Genomic DNA, 20828 nt, shown 5'->3' on the forward strand with positions numbered 1-20828 from the left:
CACTGGTGCGAAGTGAATCAACTCGCGGCCACCGTGCGGGCGCCAGCACTACAAACCGAAAGGCCCTGCAATGCAGGGCCTTGGTACGTCAGACCAATCGGCTGGTCTACGCGGTCAATCCTTGGTAACGCGGTTGATCTCAGCCAGGCTGGTAGTACCCGCAGCCGCCTTTACCAGCGCCGACTGCCGCAGATCATTGATCCCCGCCCGCTGCGCCGCCTCGGCAATCTGGATGGCATTACCACCTTCCAGCACGATCACTGCGATCTCCTCGCTCATCGGCATGACCTGATAGATACCGGTACGGCCCTTGTAGCCCTCGGTGCATTCTTCGCAGCCGACCGGCTCGTACAGGGTGATGCCCGCGTCCAGTTGGGCCTGCGTGAACCCTTCGGCCAGCAGCGCGTTGTCCGGCAGGTTCGCTGGGCGCTTGCAGTTGCTGCACAGGCGACGTGCCAGGCGCTGGGCGATGACCAGGGTCACCGAGCTGGTGATGTTGAACGGGGCGATACCCATGTTCATCAGACGCGCGATGGTCTGCGGGCCGTCGTTGGTATGCAGGGTGGACAGCACCATATGGCCGGTCTGCGCGGCCTTGACCGCGATTTCGGCGGTTTCCAGATCTCGGATTTCGCCGACCATGATGACGTCCGGATCCTGTCGCAGGAACGAGCGCAAGGCCGCGGCGAAGGTCATGCCGCGCTTCACGTTCTGCTGCACCTGGTTCACACCGGGCAGGCGAATTTCGACCGGATCTTCCGCCGTGGAAATATTGCGGGTCTCGTCGTTGAGGATGCCCAGCGCGGTGTACAGCGACACCGTCTTACCCGAACCGGTCGGGCCGGTGACCAGCACCATGCCGTACGGCTTGTGGATGGCGTCCAGGAACAGCTTCTGCTGCTCGGGCTCGTAGCCCAGCTTGTCGATACCCAGCTTGGCGGCGCTGCCATCCAGGATACGCAGCACCACCTTTTCGCCGAACAGCGTCGGCAGGGTGCTCACGCGGAAGTCGATCTGCTTGGTCTTGGACAGGTTGAGCTTGATGCGTCCGTCCTGCGGGACGCGCTTTTCGGCGATATCCAGCTGGGACATGACCTTCAGACGCGCCGCGATGCGCTGGTTGAGCTTGACCGGGGCCTTGGCCACGTTCTTGAGCAGGCCGTCGATGCGGAAGCGGACGCGGTAATCGTCTTCGTACGGCTCGAAGTGGATGTCCGAGGCGCCCTTGCGGATGGCGTCTACCAGAACCTTGTTTACGAACTTCACTACCGGCGTGTCGTCGCCTTTGGCGTCTACGCCGGAGTCTGTGGTGCCTCCCTCCTCGTCACCAACGGAGACATCCAAATCACCCATACCCTCGTCGTCGCCGCCAAGGGAGCCGCCCAAGGTATCGTGCTTTGACTGCCATTGCTCTAGCGTGCGCCTGATCTGGTCTTCATCGACCAGAATCGGCTCGACCACTAGATTGGTGTGAAACTTGATCTCGTCCAGCGAATGAGTGGGATCGCTGGTACCAATGAACAGCTTGCCGCCACGCTTGAACAAGGGCAGCACGTGATGCTTTCGCAGCAGTTCTTCACTGACAAGGCTGATCGCGCTTTGCGAGCTGTCGAAGACGTTCACATCCAGCAGCGGCATGCCAAATTCAAGCGCATTAGCTGCGGCCAGCTGGGCTGGCGTAACGACCTTCTTCTCAGCAAAGTACTGCGGCAGCGGCTGTTTGGCCGCTGCAGCCTTGGCCATGGCGTCGCGCGCGGAGGCCTCATCCAGCGCCCCGTCCTGGACCAGACGCCGGGCAATGCCGGTGATGCCGACGAGGTTGGCGGTAACGATGGCATTCATAAATCAGTCCTCTCTACAACACGAGCATGAGGTTATGGAGGCGACGTCAGATCACGGCTGCGCCGCCATGTGGGTCAGGATACGCAGCGGCGAACTGTTCCGCACCAGTGGCTGCAGGAGCGGGTCGTATCGCTCATGGGCCTGTTTTGCGACATCTGCACGCTGCGATGCTAGCGCCGCGTACTGGACCGCACCCACCACATAGTAGCTGACCATCGCATTTCCGAACGCAAACTTGGCGCTGGGTCCGTCAAGGATCCGTGTTCCGGCCTCTATCACCTCATCATGTCGATCCTGAGACGCGGCCCCCACTAATGCCAACGCATTCTGAACCAACGGATCGCCAGGCACACAGCTCAGCCAAGCAGGCCGGTCCCAAAGCTCCGACTGACCGGGAGCATCCAAGTACGGCACGGTCTCCATTGCCACCGATATGATGAGTGACGCACTGCTTTCTGGATCTGCGTCCAGCGAACAGGATTGGGCACGAGCTCGCAATACTTCCGCGTTCAGCCGCTCACCCGCGTTTGCGACCCCTTCACCGTCGGAGGGGTGGCCCATCAAAACACCCTTCAGCTCCTTCGCTGACTGCCATTTGCGCACGGTAGCGAGCGGCAAACCATCAACCTCGCCTTGCGCGGCTTCTTCACGTGCCGCTATGGCGCCAAGATGGCGAGCCACTGGCCAAGGAGCGCTTGCAAATGCGCCGAACTCCGCAACGTTTGCCCCACGGAAGCGTGATTCGGGTGCCTTCAGTTGGAGGATGGGGAAGAAGTCGGAGTTCGCCCGCGCTGGGTACTGGGATACGTAGGCCAGCAGCGCACGCTTGTCCATCACAAAGCCATCCTGCATATCGCGCACACCATGCACGCCGACGCGCTCCAAGTCTGCCTTCAACAGCGGATCCGAGAACACTGAACCCTCAAGGCGGGGGACCTTTCCGCGCGGAGATGCCACCAAAATAAGGTCGCTATCGTTCGCCAGGTAGGCATGCACATCGTTGAAGTTGGCAAGCATGCCCGTCAGGACGGAGCTAACCAGTTCCGGATCGATCTCGTACAGCTGCAACCATTGGACGAAAAGCCCGTCACTATTCAGCTGCCTGGGCACGAAAGCATAGAATTCCTTACTGAACAGCGATGCCGTGCCCCCCATCCAAGGGTTCGATGGCTCTGAGATGATCAGGTCGTAATGCGCAGGCGATGAAGAGAAGTAGGATTTTGCGTCGTCAATTACGATGTGCGAACGCGTATCGTCAAACGCACGCTGTACACGCGGACCAAAGTGCCGTGCACCTTCGACCATTGCTGGCTCTATTTCGACGGTATCCACCCTGCCAATACGAGGACTGCCCATGAGGGTGTGAGTCGTCAAGCCGGAGCCGAACCCGATTACCCCAACTCGCTCGTAGCTTTCCTTCATTGCCATCGGCAACGCGGCCAGAATGACCATGGTGGATTCGTCGGTCGTAGGTGACTGCGCAAAAGTTGCTGCCATGCCAGCGTCAACCTTGCCATTCGTGGCGATGGAGCGCACCTGCCCCTTCAATTCGCCATGGTTTGGTACTTCGTACACGGCTACAGTCGCAGTTTTTCCGTCCTTGAGATACAGCATCTTCGCATCTTCCGCGAGGCTGACCCTACCGTGACGGTATACCGACGAGGTCAGCATTAGCGGGTCAAAGCGTACGAATAGAAGCGCACAGGCCATGCCAATTGCGGAGAGAATTAGCGCTTTCCCGGAGGGAGGAATACGCCCCCCTACCTGAAGGCTATAACGTCGCAGCAGAACCACGCCGAGCAGCAGATCGACAGCGGCGGCAGCGGCCAAAGCCAATTTCAGCCCCAACATGGGCAGCAGCAAGTGCACAGTCGCCAGCACGCCCACGATCGCACCAAGGGTATTGAACGCATAGACCTGACCAATGGCCTTCTCGCCCTGCCCCTGGCGCAACAGCGCTAAGGTCAGCAGCGGAAGTGTCATACCGGCAAAGAATGCGGCGGGGAACATCACCAGCAATGAAATGAGGCCGCTGGCCAAGTTGTAAAGACCATAGCCTTCTGCATTGCGCACGATCACGCGCATCAGCCAACCGACCCACTCGAACGAGTTGGCATAGACAAACATGGATGCCAGGGCCGCAAGACCCATCCAGACCTGCACCCAGCCCGCCGTAACCAGTGGTGAGGCCAGACGGTCCGCGCGCGAACGCAGCCACAGGCCACCGAAGGCGATGCCGGCAATGAATGACGCCAGCATCAGCTCGAAGGCGTGAATGGTGGTGCCGAGCGCAAGCGAAAGCATGCGCACCCAGGTAATCTCGTAAACGAAGGACGACGCGCCGGTGAGCCCGGCGACGATCAAGATGAACAATGGGCCGCGCCCACTGTCCACCGAAGCAGGCATCTCGGCAATAGCCGATTCCCGTTCCATCTTGCTCAGCGGATAAACCGCAATGGCGATCAGGATGTTGAGCAACCCGGCAGACATGATCGTGCCCGGGAGGCCCACCCAAGGCAGGAGTAGGTAAGTAGACGCCAGGGCGCCTGCGGCAGCGCCTATGCTGTTGGAGAAATATAGCCCGGCAAGCACGCGACCTTCTGCATGTGGCTGCAGGCGCATGAAGCCCGCACTCATCAGCGGGAAGGTGGCGCCGAGTAACACACATTGCGGCAGCACCAGCAGAGTAGCCATACCCCAGCGAACCCAGTTGACCCCGCTACCGCCCATGGCCGGGAATACACTGGTGTAGGCCCACTGCGTTGCACCTTGGAACAGCGGATCGAATGCGAGGCCTAGCAGGCCGATGACCAGTTCGATTGCCGCGTAGGCCAGCAACGGGCGCTTCAGGTTGACGCTGCGTCGACTGACCAGCCATGCGCCAGCGGCCATGCCGCCCATGAACAGCAGCAAGACCAGCGACTGTGCATAAGAAGAGTGACCCAGAAAAAGTCCCAAGTATTGGGTCCAGATCGACTGGTAGATCAGGCCGGAAAACCCGGACAGCACAAATACCCACAACAGCAGCGTGCCGCTGCGCGACTTCTCTGAATTCACTTGCCACCCCAAGAATGTGTAACCGGATCAGGACCTCTGCGGCTATCCCCGGACCACCGCAATGCGCAGCTTAACAGCTGCATGACCGGTTTAGCGGCATGCTTTGGGCAAATGCTTGGGCGCGATGGTAGTTCCTGCGCCGTTGCAGGTCCAACGTGTAGCCCCCGCTACGGACCAGTCCGGAACCCACTGCAGTTCCAGCAGCTTGATCTCCGCATTGGCGTCCGGACCGCCGTACGCCACGGTGATCGCCCCACCGGCGCCCACCGTAACTGACGAAACGAAGCGGCCACTCATGGGAGCAGTGACCCCCACCTGAGCATTGCTGGTAGGCGGAGTGCCAGTTGCCCACTGGTACTCACCCACGGCCACCTTCAGATCTGCCGCCAAGGTCATACCCTCTGCTACCTGGGCCCGGATGAGATAGTCCTGATAGGCAGGCAGAGCAATGGCCGCCAGGATCGCGACAATCGCAACGACGATCATCAACTCTATCAATGTAAAACCGCGCTGTTGCATGGAACTCCCCTGGTCTCCCCGTATCTACCAAACGAAGCAGAAACCGTGCCAACGCCAAAAAAGAAACGGGGCCCGGCTAAGCCGGACCCCGTAATCACTTACGCGAGAGCTACTGGCGCGCTATTAGCGGCAGGCCTTCGGCAGGTACTTCGGAGCAACCTTGGTGCCGTCGCCAGCGCAAGCCCACGAGATCGAACCGTTGTTGTCGGTCGCAGTCAGCTTCAGGGTGCCGGTCGAGATCTTGCTGTTCGCTTCGTTACCGAAGGTAGCGGTGATCACGTTGTTCTTCACCTCGACGCCGGTGACGTACTTGCCCTTGATGTTGGTAGCAGCTTCAATGCCTGCGGCAGTGTTATCGGCCGGGAAAGCACCGGTGTTCGCATAGGTTTCAGCCACGGCCGACTTCGCGCCCGAGGTCAGGGTGAGGCCTTCCGACACCTGCGAACGGATCAGGTAGTCCTGGTAAGCCGGCAGAGCGATGGCGGCCAGGATTGCGATGATCGCGACGACGATCATCAGTTCGATCAGGGTGAAGCCCTTCTGATTCTTCATGTGTACATCCCCTAGAGGTAGATAGATAGATTTAGGACACTGGGCCTTGGCCCGGCCGGCAAGCCGACTGAGCATGGCGGGCGCCCCGTGCGGTTGGATCAAAGCAGGTTGCGTGCCAAGTTCCCCGGCGATGCCCCCAACATTCCCCGGCGCAATAATGGCAGCAATCCCAAGGATTGGAACCCCCCTCACAGTTTTTTGCGACGCACCCGGCAATGTGACGCACTGCGTCACCTTCTGACGGGCTTGGCCCACAGGATCTGCCCAGATCGACTCGTCCGCAGGGATGCACACCCGCCCAAGAACCGGCTACCATGCGCCGAGATAGCCCGCCTGGGGATGGTGTGGCTGGGGAGCCCTGTTATGTCCGTAAGCCGTAGTGCAATCAAGAAAGAGCCCGTGGCGCGCAGCACCATGGAGCTGGTGCCGTTTGTCTGGGAGGGGACCGACAAACGTGGTGTAAAGATGAAAGGCGAGCAGACGGCGAAGAACGCCAACATGCTGCGCGCCGAGCTGCGCCGCCAGGGGATCATGCCCGGGGTGGTCAAGCCAAAGCCGAAACCGTTGTTTGGGGCAGCGGGGAAGGCAATAACTGCCAAGGACATCGCCTTCTTCAGTCGCCAGATGGCGACCATGATGAAATCCGGCGTTCCCATCGTCAGTTCGCTGGAGATCATCGGCGAGGGTCATAAGAATCCTCGCATGAAGAAGATGGTCGGCTCGATTCGGGCCGACATCGAGGGCGGCTCGTCCATGTACGAAGCTATCAGCAAGCACCCGGTCCAGTTCGATGAGCTGTACCGAAATCTGGTGCGGGCTGGCGAGGGCGCCGGTGTACTGGAAACGGTGCTCGACACGGTAGCGACCTATAAGGAGAACATCGAAGCCCTGAAGAGCAAGATCAAGAAGGCCATGTTCTACCCGATCATGGTGATCGCGGTGGCGCTGGTCGTCAGCGCAATCCTGCTCATTTGGGTGGTCCCTCAGTTTGAAGACGTGTTCAAGGGCTTTGGGGCCGAGCTGCCCGCCTTCACGCAGATGATTGTGGGCATGTCTCGATTCATGGTGGCTTGGTGGTGGCTCATCCTCATCGTGATCGTTGCGTCGGTGGCGGGGTTCATTTACGCATACAAGCGATCCCCCCCCATGCAGCACGCAATGGACCGATTTGTCCTCAAAATTCCCGTGATCGGCCAGATCATGAACAACAGCGCCATCGCCCGCTTTGCCCGTACCACGGCCGTGACCTTCAAGGCCGGTGTGCCGCTGGTGGAGGCCTTGGGCATCGTAGCCGGTGCCACGGGCAACAAGGTCTACGAAGAAGCCGTGCTGCGCATGCGCGACGACGTATCGGTCGGCTACCCTGTCAATATGGCCATGAAGCAGGTCAACATCTTCCCGCATATGGTGGTGCAGATGACCGCCATCGGTGAAGAAGCCGGCGCTCTGGATGCCATGCTATTCAAGGTGGCGGAGTACTTCGAGCAAGAGGTCAACGACGCCGTTGACGCGTTGAGCAGCCTCATGGAACCGATGATCATGGTGTTCATTGGTACCATTGTCGGCGGCATGGTGATCGGCATGTACCTGCCCATCTTCAAACTCGGCGCCGTCGTCGGCTAAGGTAAACATGGCATTTCTTGACCAGCATCCCGGCCTCGGCTATCCCGCCGCGGCCGCACTGGGGCTGTTGATCGGCAGCTTCCTCAACGTCGTCATCCTGCGCCTGCCCAAGCGGCTGGAGTGGCAGTGGAAGCGTGACGCCCGCGAGGTGCTGGAACTGCCGGATATTTATGAACCACCGCCGCCAGGCGTGGTGGTCGAGCCGTCGCACTGCCCGCATTGCAAGCACAAGCTGTCCTGGTACGAGAACATCCCGCTGTTCAGCTGGCTGGTCCTGCGCGGCAAGTGCCGCCATTGCCATGCGCCGATCTCCAAGCAGTACCCGCTGGTGGAGCTGGTCACCTCGCTGTTGGTGGTGGCCAGCGTCTGGCAGTTCGGCTTTGGCTGGCAGGGCTTTGGCGCGATCGTGCTGAGCTGCTTCCTGGTAGCCCTCTCCGGGATCGACCTGCGGACCCAGCTGCTGCCCGACCAGCTCACCCTGCCGCTGATGTGGCTGGGGCTGATAGGCAGTATCGACAACCTGTACATGCCGGCCAAACCGGCGTTGTTGGGGGCGATTGCGGGATACCTGTCGCTCTGGACCGTGTGGTGGCTGTTCAAGCAGATCACCGGCAAGGAAGGCATGGGCCACGGCGATTTCAAGCTGCTGGCCGCGCTGGGCGCGTGGTGCGGGTTGAAGGGCATCCTGCCGATCATCCTGCTGTCGTCGGTGATCGGGGCGATCCTGGGCTCGATCTGGCTGTACTCGCGGGGCCGCGACCACGCCACGCCGATTCCGTTTGGGCCGTACCTGGCTATTGCGGGCTGGATCGTATTCATGTGGGGCGAGCCGCTGATCAATGCGTACCTGCGGATGTCCGGCCTGCGCTGAGGACACCCCGATGAGGGCACGGCGATGAGCCAGTTCGTGGTGGGATTGACCGGCGGCGTGGCCGCCGGCAAGAGCGAAGTGAGCCGCCGGTTCGAGGCGCTGGGCATCGTGGTGGCCGACGCGGACGTGGCCGCCCGCGCGGTGGTGGCGCCTGGCAGTGAAGGGCTGGCGCGGATCGTTGATCATTTTGGTTCGGGGATCCTGCTGGCCGATGGTCAGCTGGATCGTGCTGCGTTGCGCGAGCGGATTTTTGCTTCGGCGCAGGAGCGGCAGGCGTTGGAGGCCATCACCCACCCTGCCATCCGGGAGCTGCTGCGGCGGACCTGCGAGGAGGCTGGGAGCCCGTATGCGATTGCTGCCATTCCGCTGCTTACGGAGGCCGGTGGGCGGCAGCAGTATCCGTGGTTGAACCGGATCCTGGTGGTAGATGCGCCGGCGGCCTTGCAGCATGCGCGGTTGATGCTGCGGGATGGGTCAACGGCGGAGTTGGCCGATCGGATGATTGCGGCGCAGGCCAGCCGCGAGGAGCGGTTGGCGCTGGCCGATGATGTGGTGGTGAATGATGGGCACCCGGAGCAGTTGCAGGCCGAGGTGGAGCGGTTGGATGCGGCGTATAGGTTGATGGCGTAGGGACACGCCGCGCGTGTCCGACGTGGATCATGATCGTTCGTTTGCGGCGGATGCGGCCGGGGTTTGCGTGGGACACGCGTGGCGTGTCGCTACGCGGGTGCGAACGTCAGCGTCGCTACTACGCCCCGCTCTTCGCCTGGCCTCACGTTTACCTGCCAACCATAGAGGTCGCACAGGCGGCTGACGATTGAAAGACCGATGCCGCCGCCCTGCGAATGGCCTGCATGGGTGCCTCTGTAGCCGCGCTGGAACAGCTTGGCTGCGTCTTCGGGGCTCAGGCCGGGGCCGCTGTCGATCACTTCCACGCGGTTGTCGGTGACGCGTACGCGTACCGAACCTTCCTGCGAGTACTTCACGGCGTTGCCGATCAGGTTGCCCAGGGCCACGGAGAGCGCGGATTCGGGGGCGTCGATGACCAGTTCGCGGTCGCCTTCGAGGATCAGTTCGAGCGGCTTGCCGCCGAGCTGGGCGCGGTGGGCGTCGAGCAGTTGCTCGGCGACGCGGGCGACGTTGCTGCTGCCCTGCCCTCGCTCATTGCGCGAGAGCAGCAGCAGCGAGCCGATCAGGTCGGTGCACTGCTGTTCGGCGCGCTGGATGCGCTGCAGGCGCTGCAGCACCTTGGGGTCCAGGTCGGGCCGGGTCAGCAGCAGCTCGGTGGCGCCGCGGATGACGGCCAGCGGGGTGCGCAGTTCGTGGCTGACGTCGGCGTTGAATTCGCGGTCGCGCTGGACCACTTCCGTCAGGCGCGCGGAGTAGTCGTCCAGGGCCTGGGCCAACTGCCCCACTTCGTCGTCAGGGAAGCGCGGGGCCAAGGGCTCCGGTTCACTGGTGCCGCCCCTGTATGCACGCAGGCGCGCGGCCAGGTCCGAGACCGGCTTCATCACCTTCGAGGCCGACCACCAGCCCAGCACCAGTGACAAGGCGCTGAACACCAGTACCGAGAAGAACAGCGCGCGGTTCAACTGGCCTTCGCCCTTGAGGCTTTCGGTCATGTCGTAGGCCAGGAAGAACCAGGCCTCGGGGGTTTTGCGCACGGCCAGCTTGTAGGAGAACCGTTCGCCATGCTCGTCCACGCCGCCGAGGCTGTGGATGCCGTCCTTGAACTCGTACCAGTCCGGCTCTTCAAGGCGCAGCGCTTCGAACTTGTCGGGCCCCACGATGCGCGCGCGCATCTGCTGCACCGGCAGGTCGGGATTCTTGGTGGGATCTTCGAAGAACCGGTGCGCGTACTCGTTGATGTTGCGGTTCATCACGTCTTCGACCAGCTGGTTCTCCACGCGGGCGCGGGCCAGGTTGGTGGCGAAGGCGAACAGTGCCGTCAGGCAAAAGCCCAACAGCACGAACGAGACGATGATGCGGCTGCGCAGCCGGCGCCGGTACGGCGCGCGGCGGCGGTTCCCCCTGTCGCTCACCGGATCAGGCTTCCGGGGCGGCGATGCGGTATCCGATGCCATGGCGGGTCTGGATCAGCGGAACCTCGAACGGCTTGTCCACCACGGCACGCAGGCCATGGATATGCACGCGCAGCGAGTCGGAATCGGGCAGTTCTTCGCCCCACACGCGCGTTTCCAGCTCCTGCCGGGTGACCACGGCCGGTGCGGCCTCCATCAGCGCCTGCAGGATCTTCAGGGCGGTGGGGTTGAGCTGCAGCAGCTTGCCCTGGCGGCGCACTTCCAGGGTGTCCAGGTTGTACTCCAGGTCGCCGGTTTCCAGCACGCGGGTCTGCACGCCCTTGCCGCGACGCGACAGGGCATTCAGGCGCACCTCTACTTCCTGCAGCGCGAACGGCTTGATCAGGTAGTCGTCGGCGCCGGAGTCGAAACCGGCCAGCTTGTTGTCCAGCGAATCGCGGGCGGTCAGCATCAGCACCGGGGTCTGCTTGCGCGCTTCGTTGCGGAGCTTGCGGCAGACTTCGATGCCGTCCATGCCGGGCAGGTTGAGGTCCAGCACGATCGCGTCGAACTCGTGCACCACGGCCAGGTGCAGGCCGGTGACGCCGTCGGCGGCGAAGTCCACGGTGTGGCCGCGGTCTTCGAGGTAGTCGCCCAGATTGGCGGCGATATCGCTGTTGTCTTCAATTACAAGAATGCGCACTGGAACCTCGGTTCGGATTAAGTCATTGCCCCCCAGCGCCGGTGCGGCGCCGGGGGACCATGGTCAGCCAATGAACGATACAGGTTCCCGTCTTAACATTTTGTACCCGCCCGAAGGCGTGAAGACCGGGTCAGTCCAGCGGGATCAGCTGCGAGCGGTTGACGTCGCGCATGTTGGTGCGGGCGTTCTCGGTCGCGCGGCGGCGCTCGGCAACGGTCATGCAGTTGTTGGTGGGGAAATTGCTGCCCACGGTCTTTTCGCGGCGGCAGACCAGGCGGCTGTCCGCATGACCCTGGGTCAGGATCGTGTTGATCTTTTCCTGCTCGTTGAAGATCGCCACCTTGTTCTGCGGCGCGACCTGGTCGATCCGCTCGTGGTCGCCCATCTGGGCGCGGATCTGGTTGAGCGAGGCCTGCACGGCGCTCTTGTTCTCCAGCGTCAGTTCGCTGTACTTGTCACTGGCCATGGCCAGTTCAACCTCGCGGATCTGCTCGGCAACCGGCTTTGCACCGCCCATCTGCACGGCATCCTTGCTGGTTGCAGCCAGCGCATGCGCCGAGCCTGCCAGCGCCAACATCATTACGATCGAGCCAATACGGTACATAACCCTCACCCCATCCTTCCATGAACGAAGTAGTCACTTTAAGGCGCAACTGCGGCCGAAACAATGTGACCTCCGGCAGGGCAGAAAAAGGCCCGGGTGGATGCCCACCCGGGCCTGAAGTCATTCCCGATTACCGTTATCTGCTGAGGAGGGCAGAGCTGCGGTCTGATGAAGCCTACGCCGGGGGCGATTAAACCGGTGTTAAAACCGGTGCCACGGGGCCATGAGATTCTCAATGCTTTGATTTTACTGGCTTTTTCATGGCCGCCACCTGCCCCGCCACGTGCTCGATGATGCGCCCGGCGAGGTCATCCTGATTGATGCCTTCAATGCCTTCCAAGCCGGGCGTGGAGTTCACCTCCAGCACCAGCGGGCCCCGGCTGGAGCGGATCAGGTCCACCCCGGCAATGCCCAGCCCCAGCGCCTTGGCCGAGCGCACGGCGACCTGCTGCTCGGCCCGGGTGGCCTTGGCGGCGCGGGCGCTGCCGCCGGCATGCAGGTTGGAGCGGAAGTCCCCTTCCGGCGCCTGGCGCTGCATGGCTGCCACCACGTGGTCGCCCACCACCAGGCAGCGCAGGTCCGCGCCCTGGGCTTCGCCGATGAATTCCTGCATCAGGAAGTTGGCATACAGGCCGCGCAGGGCCTCGACGATGCCGCGCGAGGCGCTGGCCTTCTCGGTCAGGATCACCCCCCTGCCCTGGGTGCCCTCGTTGAGCTTCACCACGTGCGGCGGCGGGCCGAGCATGGACAGCAGGTCCACGGTGTCGTCGGGGTTGTCGCCGAATACGGTGACGGGCATGTCGATGCCCTTGGAGGCCAGGATCTGGTGCGCGCGCAGCTTGTCGCGGGCCCGCAGGATGGCGTCGGAGGGATTGGGGGTTACCGCCCCCATCATCTCGAACTGGCGCAGCACGGCGGTGCCGTAGCGGGTGATGGAGGCGCCGATCCGCGGAATCACCGCATCCACCCCGGTGATGGGCCGGCCCTTGTAGTGAAGGGTGAAGCCGTTGGCGGCAATGCGCATGTAGCAGCGCAGCGGGTCCAGCACCCGCACGGTATGCCCCCGCGACCGCGCCGCGTCCACCAACCGCCGCGTGGAGTACAGCTTGCTGTTGCGGGAAAGGATGGCCAGTTTCATCGCAGCTTCGGGGGGTAGGGTAAGACGCGAAGCATAGCGTGCGGCGTGGAAGATCGGATGAGGTCGGAAAATACCTTTCAGGCTAAGGATTGTGCGCATCGATCAAGTTCGCGCACCGCGTGTCCGAGTCCACCAAATGAATCGAGAAACAAATCCGACAAGAGTTTCGCAACGAGGAAGCAACACTCGCACAGCTGAAAGCACAGGGAAAAATGGTTCGCTGAGAGCCCCCTTTAGTAAAGGGGGCGCGCCGGCAGGCGCGGGGATATAGAGGCATGGCCGCCACGCTCCATGGTTTGCCTTGCAAACCGTGGAGCGGGTGAAGGGAATCGAACCCTCGTCAGTAGCTTGGGAAGCTACAGCTCTACCATTGAGCTACACCCGCATGGTGCGCCGCAATTCTATGCGGCTGGCGCCTGGAAACGCAACGGGCGGCACTGGGCCGCCCGTTGGGATGAGGCACGACCAGCGGTCGTGCCCTACTCAGAAGCTGCCGCTGACCGTGGCGAACAGGCTCACGTCACGCGCACGCTTCTGCATGGCGGTGGTGCTCATGCCGATGTTGCTGTTCAGGCCGAACAGGCTCATGCGCGCACCCAGTACGGCGGTGGCGTAGTCCTTGTCGAACTCCAGGCCCGGCACCTTGTACATGCCCACGTCCGGCATGGTCTGCAGCCAGGCGCTGGCCTGCTTGTCGTCTTCGAACTCGTGATCGTAGGTGACCTGCAGGTACGGCTTGATGCTGCCGCCGTCGAAGCGGGCCTGCCAGCCGATGCGGCCGACGGTGGAGTCGGCGTCCTGGTCGGCGTAGCCCAGCGCGGTGGCGCTCGGGTTGGATTCCACGTAGCCGTCCAGCTTGACCTGCTGCCAGATCACCGCCGCAACCGGACCGTGGCGGAAGCCGCCTTCGGTGCCGAACTCGTAGCCGGCGTTCAGGGCCACGGTGAGGTTGCTGCCTTCCGGCGAACCGGTGTGGGTGCGCTCGGCCGGGCCCAGCTGCACGCGGCGGGTCACGTCGTAGTCCAGCCAGCTGTAGCTGACCTGGCCGTTGACCCAGACGTTCTCGCCGTACCAGCCGGCGAACAGGCCCAGGGTGGCGTCGGACTGGGTGAAGTCGCCCTGGCTGTTGCCGAAGTCGGCGTCCATGCGGCCGTAGCCACCGAAGCCGCCGACCACCATGCCGTCCTTCGCCCAGTCGATACCGAACAGGCCGGCCGGAGCCAGGCCGTCGTACAGGTCGGCGTGGTCGTAACGCTGCATGTCGCCACGCAGGCCGCCCCACCAGCTCAGGCCATCGGCCGGACGACCGTCGAGGTGCGAACCGACCTGGTCGGCACGCGCACGGCCCACGGTCTGCGCCGAGTGGGTCAGGATCTGCTGGTTGCGCGGGGCTTCCAGGATCGAGAGGGTGTACTGGCCCAGCATCTGGTGGGTGGCGGTGGTCGGGTGCACGCCGTCGGCGAACACGTAGTTGTTGGCCGCGTTCGGATTGACGTAGGCGGTCGGGTTGCAGGTCAGCGACGAGGCCGTGGTGCAGGCCGGGCTGGTGACGTTGACGAAGCCGTAGGTGGCCGGGCTGGCGACGATTTCCTGCAGGATGTGGAAGGTGTCCACCGGAATCACCTGCAGGCCGGCGGCCTTCAGGCCACCGAACAGGGCATCGTTGTAGGCCTTGGCCAGGGCGGTGCCCTGCGCCATGCCCACGGCGCCGCCGGCGCGTGCGGCCGGGGTCAGGCCGATGTCCGGCAGGGTCGGCACCACGATGTACTGGGCGCCGGCGTTCTTGAGGGTGCCGACGATGCCGACCTGGTCGGTCACGGCCGCGCCGAGGGTGGCCTGCAGCGGTGCGCCGGCCTGGATGGCGAACAGGTCATTGGCGCCGCCCCACACGGTGTACAGGGCGTTGGCGTCGGCCTTGCCGCCGTTGGCGGCCAGGTACTGCGCGGTCTGGGTCTTGAGCGAGTAGACCGGAATGGCTGGGGTGCCCGGGGCCAGGGTCTGGGTGGTGTCCACGCCGACACGGGCGCCGCCGATGGCGTAGTTGTCGCCACCCTGGCCGTTGCCGTGGGCGGTGGCGTTGGTGCCGTAGTAGTCGGCCACGTACTGGGCCCAGACCCAGCCCGGGTTGGTGGTGAACTGGCCGGTGACCGGCTGCACCGAGGCCGGCAGCAGCGGGCGGAAGTAGCCCTGGTCGGTCAGGCTGTCGCCGATGAAGACGGTGCGCGAATAGGGCGACTGCGCCATCGCCGGTACGGCCGCCAGGGCGATGGCCACGGCCATCAGGGAACGCAGGGGACGCTTGCTGAGCTGCATGAAAAAACTCCATTTCGGGTGAGGACAGCCGACGTACGCCGGCGCACGGTGCCATGGTTCCACTGCACCCCGGTGACATCACGCTGCGCTGCGACATGGCCGGGGACCGAGGGCCGCGATGCGCAGACGGGACAGCGCCGGGGTGGGTTCCGGTGGGGGCGCAAGGGTACGCAGAACCGGCGCGTTTGGGGGACAATCCCGTCATGAACATCCTGCTCAATGGCGAAGACCGCCAGCTTCCGCAAAGTGCGACCGTGTTGGACCTGCTGCTGATCGAACAGTTGACCGAGCGCCGGGTGGCGGTGGAGGTCAATGGTGAGATTGTTACCCGGAGCCTGCATGCGACCCGTGCGTTGGAGGACGGTGATCGGGTGGAAATCGTGCATGCGTTGGGTGGCGGTTGACGGAAAGACCGCCTGGGCCGGCCAACGGCCGGCGCTACCGGGAACACGGGAGGTTCGGAACGACCGGACAGGAATGGTCGGGTTGGGCGATAATTCTTCCATGACTGCTCATTCTTCCCCCGATTCGCTGGTGATCGCCGGCAAGACCTATGCATCCCGGCTGCTGACCGGGACCGGCAAGTTCAAGGACCTGGATGAAACCCGCGCTGCCACCGACGCAGCCGGCGCCCAGATCGTGACCGTGGCGATCCGCCGCACGAACATCGGGCAGAACCCGGGCGAGCCGAACCTGCTGGACGTGCTGCCGCCGGACCGCTTCACCATCCTGCCCAACACTGCCGGCTGCTACACCGCCGAAGACGCGGTGCGCACCTGCCGGCTGGCGCGCGAGCTGCTGGACGGCCACAACCTGACCAAGCTGGAAGTGCTGGGCGACCAGAAGACGCTGTACCCGGACGTGGTGCAGACCCTCAAGGCCGCCGAACAGCTGGTCAAGGACGGCTTCGAGGTGATGGTCTACACCTCCGACGACCCGATCCTGGCCAAGCGCCTGGAAGAGATCGGCTGCGTGGCGGTGATGCCGCTGGCCGCGCCAATCGGCTCGGGCCTGGGCATCCAGAACAGGTACAACCTGCTGGAAATCATCGAAAGCGCGAAGGTGCCGATCATCGTCGACGCCGGCGTGGGCACGGCTTCGGACGCGGCAATCGCGATGGAGCTGGGCTGCGACGGCGTGCTGATGAACACCGCCATTGCCGGCGCACGCAACCCGGTGCTGATGGCCAGTGCGATGCGCAAGGCCGTTGAAGCCGGGCGCGAGGCGTTCCTGGCCGGGCGCATTCCGCGCAAGCGCTACGCGAGCGCGTCCTCGCCGGTGGACGGGTTGATCGGCTGATGACCAATCCCTTCGACAGTGCTGGCGCCAAGGCGCCGCCCAAGCCCTTCACTGCCACCGAAGGCCGCCGCGAAGTGCGCAGCTTCGTGCTGCGCCAGGGTCGCTTCACCCCCGCCCAGCAGCGCGCCTTCGACGATGCCTGGCCGCGCTTCGGGCTGGATTACACCGGCCAGCCGCGCGACCTGGACGCCACCTTCGGGCGCGATGCGCACAAGGTGCTGGAAATCGGCTTCGGCAACGGCGCCGCGCTGCGCTTTGCCGCGCAGCAGGACCCGAGCCGCGACTACATCGGGCTGGAAGTGCACGCCCCCGGCGTGGGCCGCCTGCTCAACGCGCTGGCCGAAGACAACGCCGACCACGTGCGCCTGTTCCACCACGACGCGGTGGAAGTGCTGGAAAAGGAAATCGCCGATGGCGCGCTGGACGAAGTGCGCATCTATTTCCCGGACCCGTGGCACAAGAAGCGCCACAACAAGCGCCGCCTGATCCAGCCGGGCTTCGCCGAGCTGCTGGTGCGCAAGCTGCGCGTGGGTGGCCGGCTGCATTGCGCCACCGACTGGGAAGACTATGCCGAGCAGATGTGGGACGTGCTCGAGGCCACTGCAGGCCTGACCAACCGCGCCGGTCCGCGCGGCCAGGTGGAGCGGCCGGAGTGGCGACCGCAGACCCACTTCGAGACCCGCGGCCAGAAACTTGGCCATGGCGTCTGGGACCTGTTGTACGACCGTACCTGATCCCTCCCCAAGGAACCGCACCACCCCATGGACACCACGCTGACGCTGACCACCGACATGAAGCTCGTTCTCGGGCTGGTCGGCTTCACGATGGCGATGTTCCTGTTCGAACGCATCCGCGCCGACGTGGTGGCGCTGGTGGTGCTGGTGGTGCTGGGCGTCACGGGCCTGATCGCGCCGGAGGAAATCTTCGGCGGCTTCAGCGGTAACGCGGTGATGAGCATCATCGCCACCACCATCCTGGGTGCCGGCCTGGACCGCACCGGGGCACTGAACCGGCTGGCGGCCTGGCTGCTGCGGCGCGGGCACGGGGTGGAAACGCGGCTGCTGATGATGACCACGGCGATTGCCGGCTTGAATTCGTCGTTCATGCAGAACCCGTCGGTCATGGCGCTGTACCTGCCGGTCGCGTCGCGGCTGGCGGCGCGCACCGGGCTGACGCTGCAGCGGTTGCTGCTGCCGATTGCCGCGGCCATCGTCATGGGCGGCGCACTGACCATGGTCGGCAACTCGCCGCTGATCCTGCTCAACGATCTGCTGGCCTCGGCCAACAACAACCTGCCCTCGGGCCTGGCCACCATCGAGCCGCTGCGCATGTTCGCGCCGCTGCCGATCGGCCTGGCGCTGCTGGTCGCCTCGCTGCTGTACTTCCGCTACTTCGGCGACCGCAAGCTGGTGGAAGAGGAAACGCTGGCCAACGACGGCGTCACCCCGGCGCGGACCGAAAGCTATTTCGCCAAGACCTACGGCATCGAGGGCGATGTGTTCGAGCTGGTGGTCAGCGCGGAAAGCCCGCTGGTGGGCATGACCCTGGGCGAGGCCGAGCTGGTCCACGATGCGCCGCTGATGCTGGCGCTGAAAACCGGCAACGACACCCGCCTGGCCCCGCCAGCGGAGATGCGGATCTGGGTGGGCAGCGTGCTCGGGGTGATGGGCAGCCGGCAGCAGGTCAGCGACTTCGCGCAGAACCAGTTCCTGCGCATGTCCTCGCGCCTGAAGCACTTGGGCGACCTGTTCAACCCCAGCCGCGCCGGTATTTCCGAAGCGGTGGTGCCGCCCACCTCGGACGTGATCGGCAAGAGCGCTTCGGATCTGCGCCTGCGCAAGCAGCGCGGGATCAGCCTGCTGGCGATCAACCGCGACAAGCAGGTGATCCGCGAGGACGTGCGCAACGTGCCGCTGCGCGCCGGCGACATGCTGGTGTTCCACAGCATCTGGACCGACCTGGCGCAGGCGGCCAAGAGCCGCGACTTCGTGGTAGTGACCGACTACCCGAAGGGCGAACAGCGCCCGCACAAGTTCAAGATCGCGATGTCGATCTTCGCCATCACGATCCTGATCGCGCTGACCTCCAGGCTGCCGGTCGCACTGACGCTGATGACCGGCGTGGCCGGCATGCTGCTGACCGGGGTGCTGCGCATGGACGAGGCCTACGCCTCGATCAACTGGAAAACCGTGTTCATGATGGCCGGGCTGATTCCACTGGGCTGGGCGATGGACAGCAGCGGTGCGGCGGCGTGGGTGGCCGGGCATACCATCGACCGCCTGCCCACCGGCATTCCGGTGTGGGTGCTGGAGATCGCGCTGGCGCTGCTGACCACGGTGTTCTCGCTGGTCATCAGCCACGTGGGCGCGACCATCGTGATGGTGCCGATCGCGGTGAACCTGGCATTGGCGGCCGGCGGCAGCCCGACCGCATTCGCGCTCATTGTGGCGTTGTCGGCGTCGAACAACCTGATGACACAGTCCAATCCGGTGATCTCGATGATCACCGGCCCGGCAAACTACACGCCACGTGAGTTGTGGCGGGTGGGTGCGCCGTTGTCGTTGATCTACACCGCCGTCGTAGTGGTAATGATCAACCTCATGTTCTGACCGACGCATTGCCGGTAGCGTCGGCCGCTGGCCGACCCAGGCGGTCCTCCACCGCTCGCTACGCCAGAACCACCTGCCCTGCCACCACCTGCACCGCAACGGTCCGCAGACGATCGCCCTTGCACGGCCCTGCAACACACTCTCCGTTGTCCAGCGAGAACGACGCCCCGTGCGCAGCGCAGACCAGGTCGCCCGCCTTGCTCTTCAGGAACTGCCCCGGCGCCCAATCCAACCGGCGACCCGCATGCGGACAGATGTTCAGCCAGGCGCGTACCGTGTCGCCTTCGCGATAGAGCACCAAAGATTCATGGTCGCCGTCCACGCACGCTTCCACCTCGGCAAAACCCCCGTCATCAATACGTTCCAGCGCGATCAGCGGGGTGGCGGAAACATCGGACACAGACATGGCAACGCGATCCAGTACAGGGAGCGCCATTCTCGCATGCCGTCATGTGACTGGCTCCACGATGAACACAAGTGGTTGATTTCAAATGAACCAGTGTCGTGATTAACGTATTTTTCACTCAATGACAGAACGGTGTCGGGATACTGGCACCTCGCTGACTTCAGCCAAAGAACCGCCATGTACAACCGCTTCCAGTTCAACCAGTTCCGCTCCCTGTTTGCGCCGCGCAAGCCGCGCCATCCGTTGGTGCGCGTTGCGGTGGGTCTGCTCGGTCTGGCGATCCTCGCCGCATTGGTGTTCGTGGGTGTGTTCGTGGGCGCGGCTATGATCATCGCCGGCGTGGCGTGGAAGCTGCTGGCCAACCGCAAGCAGGCGGCGCGTGCGGCCGACCCGCAGGTGGTGGAAGGCGAGTACCGCGTGGTGCGCAAGCAGGCGCTGCCGTTGTCGCGTTGATGGTTTTGCCCTGATTCGGCGTTGTTGCCGGCCGGCGGCCGGCACTACACTGCGTGTATCCCCTTGCTTCTGGATGCGCGCATGACTGATGTGATCCCTACGCCCGAACCTACCCGCATTCCGGTTGCGGGCGGCGGTATGTTCCCGGTGCGCCGCGTGTACTGCGTGGGCCGCAATTTCGCCGACCATGCCAAGGAAATGGGCGCTCCGGTTCCCGCTGCGGATGATCGCGGCCGCCCGATGTTCTTCAGCAAGCCGGCCGATGCGATCGTGGTTGGCCATGACGATGTCATCCCCTACCCGCCCGCCACCCAGGACCTGCACCACGAGGTGGAGCTGGTGGTGGCCATTGGCCGCGATGCGCCGGCCGGCGAGCTGCCGGTGGACCAGGCCGAGTCGCTGGTGTTCGGCTACGGCGTGGGCCTGGACCTGACCCGCCGCGACCTGCAGGCGGCGGCGAAAGCCAAGGGCCATCCGTGGGATACGGCCAAGGGCTTCGACTATTCCGCGCCGATGAGCGAACTGGTGCCGGCTGCGGAAGTGGGCGACCTGGCCGCGCTCAATCTTTCGCTGGAGATCAACGGCGAGGTGCGCCAGCAGTCGCTGCTGGACCAGATGATCTGGAATGTGCCGGAGATCCTGCACGAGCTGTCGAAGCTGTGGGCGCTGCGTGCGGGCGACCTGGTGTTCATGGGCACGCCGGCCGGCGTTGCCGCCTTGAAGCCGGGCGACCGTTTCAGCGCGCGCCTTGAAAACGTGGCCGAACGCCACGGCATCGTCGCCGGATGACGACATGCGCTGCGCTAACGTGCAGCGTC

At 64.0% G+C, this 20828-nt stretch carries 19 protein-coding genes and 1 tRNA gene; 9 read left to right on the forward strand and 11 right to left on the reverse strand.

From position 1 onward, the window contains the following. Positions 1–114: 114 nt before the first annotated feature. From pilB to PDM28_RS14920, 4 genes are all read right to left on the reverse strand, one after another. On the reverse strand, positions 115–1842 hold the full coding sequence (gene pilB / locus PDM28_RS14905) for a type IV-A pilus assembly ATPase PilB (RefSeq protein WP_311182638.1): 1728 nt from the start codon (positions 1840–1842) through the stop codon (positions 115–117). A 51-nt stretch (positions 1843–1893) separates the two neighbouring features. Then, positions 1894–4899 (reverse strand): fused MFS/spermidine synthase, encoded by a 3006-nt coding sequence (locus tag PDM28_RS14910; RefSeq protein ID WP_311182640.1) that lies wholly within the window; start codon positions 4897–4899, stop codon positions 1894–1896. Positions 4900–4989: 90 nt separating this feature from the next. Next, positions 4990–5418 (reverse strand): pilin, encoded by a 429-nt coding sequence (locus PDM28_RS14915; protein WP_311182641.1) that lies wholly within the window; start codon positions 5416–5418, stop codon positions 4990–4992. Positions 5419–5541: 123 nt separating this feature from the next. Then, a complete protein-coding gene (locus tag PDM28_RS14920) occupies positions 5542–5970 on the reverse strand; it encodes a pilin (RefSeq protein WP_311182642.1) in 429 nt (142 codons plus the stop codon). Positions 5971–6333: 363 nt separating this feature from the next. Here PDM28_RS14920 and PDM28_RS14925 point away from each other — a divergent pair, with 363 nt between their 5' ends. From PDM28_RS14925 to coaE, 3 genes are read left to right on the forward strand one after another with little or no spacing between them, the layout of a single operon-like run. Then, complete coding sequence (locus tag PDM28_RS14925; RefSeq protein WP_311182643.1) at positions 6334–7593, forward strand: type II secretion system F family protein; 1260 nt, start codon at positions 6334–6336, stop codon at positions 7591–7593. Positions 7594–7600: 7 nt separating this feature from the next. Then, positions 7601–8464, forward strand: a complete 864-nt coding sequence (locus PDM28_RS14930; protein WP_311182644.1) for a prepilin peptidase — start codon at positions 7601–7603, stop codon at positions 8462–8464. Between the two features lie 24 nt (positions 8465–8488). Then, on the forward strand, positions 8489–9094 hold the full coding sequence (coaE, locus tag PDM28_RS14935) for a dephospho-CoA kinase (RefSeq protein WP_311182645.1): 606 nt from the start codon (positions 8489–8491) through the stop codon (positions 9092–9094). A gap of 89 nt (positions 9095–9183) precedes the next feature. Here the strand turns inward: coaE and PDM28_RS14940 are convergent, their stop codons facing one another. From PDM28_RS14940 to PDM28_RS14965, 6 genes are all read right to left on the reverse strand, one after another. Next, on the reverse strand, positions 9184–10548 hold the full coding sequence (locus PDM28_RS14940; RefSeq protein WP_311182647.1) for a sensor histidine kinase: 1365 nt from the start codon (positions 10546–10548) through the stop codon (positions 9184–9186). Continuing rightward, the gene (locus tag PDM28_RS14945; RefSeq protein WP_017356179.1) at positions 10511–11188 is read right to left on the reverse strand and encodes a response regulator transcription factor; all 678 of its coding nucleotides are present in this window, start codon (positions 11186–11188) and stop codon (positions 10511–10513) included. The genes PDM28_RS14940 and PDM28_RS14945 overlap by 38 nt, the downstream gene beginning before the upstream one ends. 130 nt (positions 11189–11318) lie before the next feature. Continuing rightward, complete coding sequence (locus PDM28_RS14950) at positions 11319–11792, reverse strand: hypothetical protein (protein WP_102945217.1); 474 nt, start codon at positions 11790–11792, stop codon at positions 11319–11321. Positions 11793–12024: 232 nt separating this feature from the next. Continuing rightward, entirely contained in the window at positions 12025–12930 is a 906-nt protein-coding gene (rimK, locus tag PDM28_RS14955; RefSeq protein WP_311182651.1) for a 30S ribosomal protein S6--L-glutamate ligase, read from the reverse strand. Between the two features lie 311 nt (positions 12931–13241). Continuing rightward, positions 13242–13315 (reverse strand) — tRNA-Gly (locus PDM28_RS14960). Positions 13316–13413: 98 nt separating this feature from the next. Next, positions 13414–15243: an autotransporter outer membrane beta-barrel domain-containing protein gene (locus PDM28_RS14965; RefSeq protein WP_311182652.1), complete on the reverse strand. Its 1830-nt coding sequence runs from the start codon at positions 15241–15243 to the stop codon at positions 13414–13416. Between the two features lie 203 nt (positions 15244–15446). On the opposite strand from PDM28_RS14965, the gene thiS reads away from it, so the two are divergent. The 4 genes from thiS (at position 15447) to PDM28_RS14985 (ending at position 19151) form a co-directional block, all read left to right on the forward strand. Then, positions 15447–15647, forward strand: a complete 201-nt coding sequence (gene thiS, locus PDM28_RS14970; RefSeq protein ID WP_311182653.1) for a sulfur carrier protein ThiS — start codon at positions 15447–15449, stop codon at positions 15645–15647. A gap of 100 nt (positions 15648–15747) precedes the next feature. Beyond that, complete coding sequence (locus tag PDM28_RS14975; RefSeq protein WP_311182654.1) at positions 15748–16542, forward strand: thiazole synthase; 795 nt, start codon at positions 15748–15750, stop codon at positions 16540–16542. Beyond that, positions 16542–17276 (forward strand): tRNA (guanosine(46)-N7)-methyltransferase TrmB, encoded by a 735-nt coding sequence (gene trmB, locus PDM28_RS14980; RefSeq protein WP_311182655.1) that lies wholly within the window; start codon positions 16542–16544, stop codon positions 17274–17276. The genes PDM28_RS14975 and trmB overlap by 1 nt, the downstream gene beginning before the upstream one ends. A gap of 27 nt (positions 17277–17303) precedes the next feature. Further along, the gene (locus PDM28_RS14985) at positions 17304–19151 is read left to right on the forward strand and encodes an SLC13 family permease (RefSeq protein ID WP_311182656.1); all 1848 of its coding nucleotides are present in this window, start codon (positions 17304–17306) and stop codon (positions 19149–19151) included. Positions 19152–19209: 58 nt separating this feature from the next. Here the strand turns inward: PDM28_RS14985 and PDM28_RS14990 are convergent, their stop codons facing one another. Next, positions 19210–19557, reverse strand: a complete 348-nt coding sequence (locus PDM28_RS14990) for a Rieske (2Fe-2S) protein (protein ID WP_311182657.1) — start codon at positions 19555–19557, stop codon at positions 19210–19212. A 177-nt stretch (positions 19558–19734) separates the two neighbouring features. On the opposite strand from PDM28_RS14990, the gene PDM28_RS14995 reads away from it, so the two are divergent. Then, the gene (locus tag PDM28_RS14995; RefSeq protein WP_070207477.1) at positions 19735–20010 is read left to right on the forward strand and encodes a hypothetical protein; all 276 of its coding nucleotides are present in this window, start codon (positions 19735–19737) and stop codon (positions 20008–20010) included. A gap of 81 nt (positions 20011–20091) precedes the next feature. After that, positions 20092–20799 carry a fumarylacetoacetate hydrolase family protein gene (locus tag PDM28_RS15000; RefSeq protein WP_311182658.1) on the forward strand — a complete coding sequence of 236 codons (708 nt, stop codon included), beginning with the start codon at positions 20092–20094 and terminating at the stop codon, positions 20797–20799. Positions 20800–20828 lie beyond the last annotated feature (29 nt).

This window comes from Stenotrophomonas aracearum (assembly GCF_031834615.1).
Classification (GTDB): domain Bacteria; phylum Pseudomonadota; class Gammaproteobacteria; order Xanthomonadales; family Xanthomonadaceae; genus Stenotrophomonas; species Stenotrophomonas aracearum.

What these genes read in the sequence shown, in the direction of transcription:
- coaE (WP_311182645.1), top strand. Translation starts at nt 8,489, where the DNA reads ATGAGCCAGTTCGTGGTGGGATTGACCGGCGGCGTGGCCGCCGGCAAG.
- thiS (WP_311182653.1), top strand. Translation starts at nt 15,447, where the DNA reads ATGAACATCCTGCTCAATGGCGAAGACCGCCAGCTTCCGCAAAGTGCG.
- PDM28_RS15000 (WP_311182658.1), top strand. Translation starts at nt 20,092, where the DNA reads ATGACTGATGTGATCCCTACGCCCGAACCTACCCGCATTCCGGTTGCG.
- PDM28_RS14940 (WP_311182647.1), bottom strand. Translation starts at nt 10,548, where the DNA reads ATGGCATCGGATACCGCATCGCCGCCCCGGAAGCCTGATCCGGTGAGC.
- PDM28_RS14985 (WP_311182656.1), top strand. Translation starts at nt 17,304, where the DNA reads ATGGACACCACGCTGACGCTGACCACCGACATGAAGCTCGTTCTCGGG.
- PDM28_RS14925 (WP_311182643.1), top strand. Translation starts at nt 6,334, where the DNA reads ATGTCCGTAAGCCGTAGTGCAATCAAGAAAGAGCCCGTGGCGCGCAGC.
- PDM28_RS14920 (WP_311182642.1), bottom strand. Translation starts at nt 5,970, where the DNA reads ATGAAGAATCAGAAGGGCTTCACCCTGATCGAACTGATGATCGTCGTC.
- PDM28_RS14915 (WP_311182641.1), bottom strand. Translation starts at nt 5,418, where the DNA reads ATGCAACAGCGCGGTTTTACATTGATAGAGTTGATGATCGTCGTTGCG.
- PDM28_RS14975 (WP_311182654.1), top strand. Translation starts at nt 15,748, where the DNA reads ATGACTGCTCATTCTTCCCCCGATTCGCTGGTGATCGCCGGCAAGACC.
- PDM28_RS14990 (WP_311182657.1), bottom strand. Translation starts at nt 19,557, where the DNA reads ATGTCTGTGTCCGATGTTTCCGCCACCCCGCTGATCGCGCTGGAACGT.
- trmB (WP_311182655.1), top strand. Translation starts at nt 16,542, where the DNA reads ATGACCAATCCCTTCGACAGTGCTGGCGCCAAGGCGCCGCCCAAGCCC.
- PDM28_RS14965 (WP_311182652.1), bottom strand. Translation starts at nt 15,243, where the DNA reads ATGCAGCTCAGCAAGCGTCCCCTGCGTTCCCTGATGGCCGTGGCCATC.
- PDM28_RS14950 (WP_102945217.1), bottom strand. Translation starts at nt 11,792, where the DNA reads ATGTACCGTATTGGCTCGATCGTAATGATGTTGGCGCTGGCAGGCTCG.
- PDM28_RS14995 (WP_070207477.1), top strand. Translation starts at nt 19,735, where the DNA reads ATGTACAACCGCTTCCAGTTCAACCAGTTCCGCTCCCTGTTTGCGCCG.
- PDM28_RS14930 (WP_311182644.1), top strand. Translation starts at nt 7,601, where the DNA reads ATGGCATTTCTTGACCAGCATCCCGGCCTCGGCTATCCCGCCGCGGCC.
- rimK (WP_311182651.1), bottom strand. Translation starts at nt 12,930, where the DNA reads ATGAAACTGGCCATCCTTTCCCGCAACAGCAAGCTGTACTCCACGCGG.
- pilB (WP_311182638.1), bottom strand. Translation starts at nt 1,842, where the DNA reads ATGAATGCCATCGTTACCGCCAACCTCGTCGGCATCACCGGCATTGCC.